This is a genomic window from Paenibacillus rhizoplanae, assembly GCF_042684125.1.
Lineage (GTDB): Bacteria > Bacillota > Bacilli > Paenibacillales > Paenibacillaceae > Paenibacillus_AQ > Paenibacillus_AQ rhizoplanae.
This window is the reverse complement of record NZ_JBHUKY010000059.1, coordinates 1-1,417: the sequence shown is the minus strand read 5'-3', so window position 1 is coordinate 1,417 and position 1,417 is coordinate 1. Positions and strand designations below refer to the sequence as shown.

At 52.2% G+C, this 1,417-nt stretch carries 5 protein-coding genes; 4 read left to right on the top strand and 1 reads right to left on the bottom strand.

Annotated elements, in window-relative coordinates; translation table 11 throughout:
* Window positions 1–198 (bottom strand): helix-turn-helix domain-containing protein (locus ACFSX3_RS25340; protein WP_209994903.1); only part of this gene is annotated, 198 nt, incomplete at its 3' end.
* A 167-nt stretch (window positions 199–365) separates the two neighbouring features.
* Here ACFSX3_RS25340 and ACFSX3_RS25335 point away from each other — a divergent pair.
* The 4 genes from ACFSX3_RS25335 to ACFSX3_RS25320 form a co-directional block, all read left to right on the top strand.
* Window positions 366–542: a hypothetical protein gene (locus ACFSX3_RS25335; protein ID WP_209994902.1), complete on the top strand. Its 177-nt coding sequence runs from the start codon at window positions 366–368 to the stop codon at window positions 540–542.
* Complete coding sequence (locus ACFSX3_RS25330) at window positions 539–847, top strand: hypothetical protein (RefSeq protein WP_209994901.1); 309 nt, start codon at window positions 539–541, stop codon at window positions 845–847. Before ACFSX3_RS25335 ends, ACFSX3_RS25330 begins: the two co-directional genes overlap by 4 nt.
* A 93-nt stretch (window positions 848–940) precedes the next feature.
* Window positions 941–1,180, top strand: a complete 240-nt coding sequence (locus ACFSX3_RS25325; protein ID WP_209994900.1) for a hypothetical protein — start codon at window positions 941–943, stop codon at window positions 1,178–1,180.
* The coding region (locus ACFSX3_RS25320; RefSeq protein ID WP_209994899.1) for a hypothetical protein at window positions 1,158–1,417 on the top strand (260 nt) is incomplete at its 3' end. The genes ACFSX3_RS25325 and ACFSX3_RS25320, both read left to right, overlap by 23 nt.

Here is a 1,417-nt window from a genome sequence, read left to right as displayed (position 1 = left end):
AAACTCGACAACTTCCTCGATCTTACATTCCAAGTCCTCACAGATTCGCGCAATCACACTGAGCGCAACAAACTCGCCATTAGACATTTTAGCAATAGTGGCAGGTGATAGTCCTAGCGTATTCCTAAGATACGTTTTAGTTTTGTCGCGCCGTATAAGTGTGATCTCCATCGGCTTATAGCTTGGCCGAAGTTTCATATGTATTCCTCCTATAAATCTATACATTGATTGTACCTTTCGTGAACACTAAGTACAATAACGCGAACTTTTTGTATGTGAAGTGTTGACAATTGGTTTTTGTTGGCATACTATATGTACATGAAGTTAAACATTTAGTACGCATAAATTTATAGGAGGTTTCATAAATGCTTAATTTAATCACGATCGTACCCGCTTCTATAGAAGTTCCTTCGTACCCATCCCGCGTATCCGGCCGCACAGCCTCACGCAATCGCCGCCAGGCACTCCGCTCTGCACTCTGGCCTATCGCTAAGGCTTCCGTCGTTCTCCTCGGTATATTCGTAAAGGAGGCGTTTCTATGAGCCGCTTAATCACCGTAGTATCCGAACACAATGATCCGCTCGACGGACACGTCCGCTTTGAGTACACCGGAGTCCTGGTCGATCCAAATTACGCGTTCTACATTGACGTAGAGTACCCGACGGTCGTGCTTGAGCGTGTGAGACTCGCGAGCAACGGAGAGTACCATTCGACAGGCGGTCCGGGCGCAGTAGGCTTCGACTTACCGGTCGACGATGTAACGTTCTTCGATCGCATCACGGAAATGTCCGCCGTCGAGCTTCTGGCCGCGCTTGTCCGACGCAGTAAGGATAACGAATCCGCCTGACGAGTAGCGCTGCGGGGCGCACGAAACCGGGATCGCCCGGTCGCGGTACATCCGCATGTAATCATAAATAGAACATAACGGGAGGTTTCACGCATGGCCTATCAGATTCGCTATTCCCTCGATCCTCAGACGCTTCTCTCCGTTGTTTCCCTCGCCGGCACACGCCAGCAACTCGTAATTAATCCCCGCGCACTAACCCGCATTCTCGGCGGCATCCGCCCGGCCGTTCTCGGCACTTGGACGGTCACGCCTGCACAAGCGATCGACATCGGATTCATTGTCCCGCCCGTCGAAACGGAGGCGACCGCATATGAACACGCAGTATCAGCCTAAGCCGGTTAGACTTCTATGGGAGGCGGAGCCGGACAGCGGATGGACTGACGATTACTTTGACGGGCTCTTAGTGCGCGATAATGGCGCGCTTTACTACTACGAGGGGAACCCGTGGCTCGCGGTTGTTGAACCGACGGAAACGGCAGGGCTGTACCGCATCGACGGCGCTGACCTGCAGCTAACGTCGAAGAAACCGCTAAAAGAAATCTTCCGGATGCTCAGCGGAATGTCAGCGCT

Coding starts and splice junctions, on each gene's coding strand:
- ACFSX3_RS25335 (WP_209994902.1), top strand. CDS start 366: ATGCTTAATTTAATCACGATCGTACCCGCTTCTATAGAAGTTCCTTCG.
- ACFSX3_RS25325 (WP_209994900.1), top strand. CDS start 941: ATGGCCTATCAGATTCGCTATTCCCTCGATCCTCAGACGCTTCTCTCC.
- ACFSX3_RS25330 (WP_209994901.1), top strand. CDS start 539: ATGAGCCGCTTAATCACCGTAGTATCCGAACACAATGATCCGCTCGAC.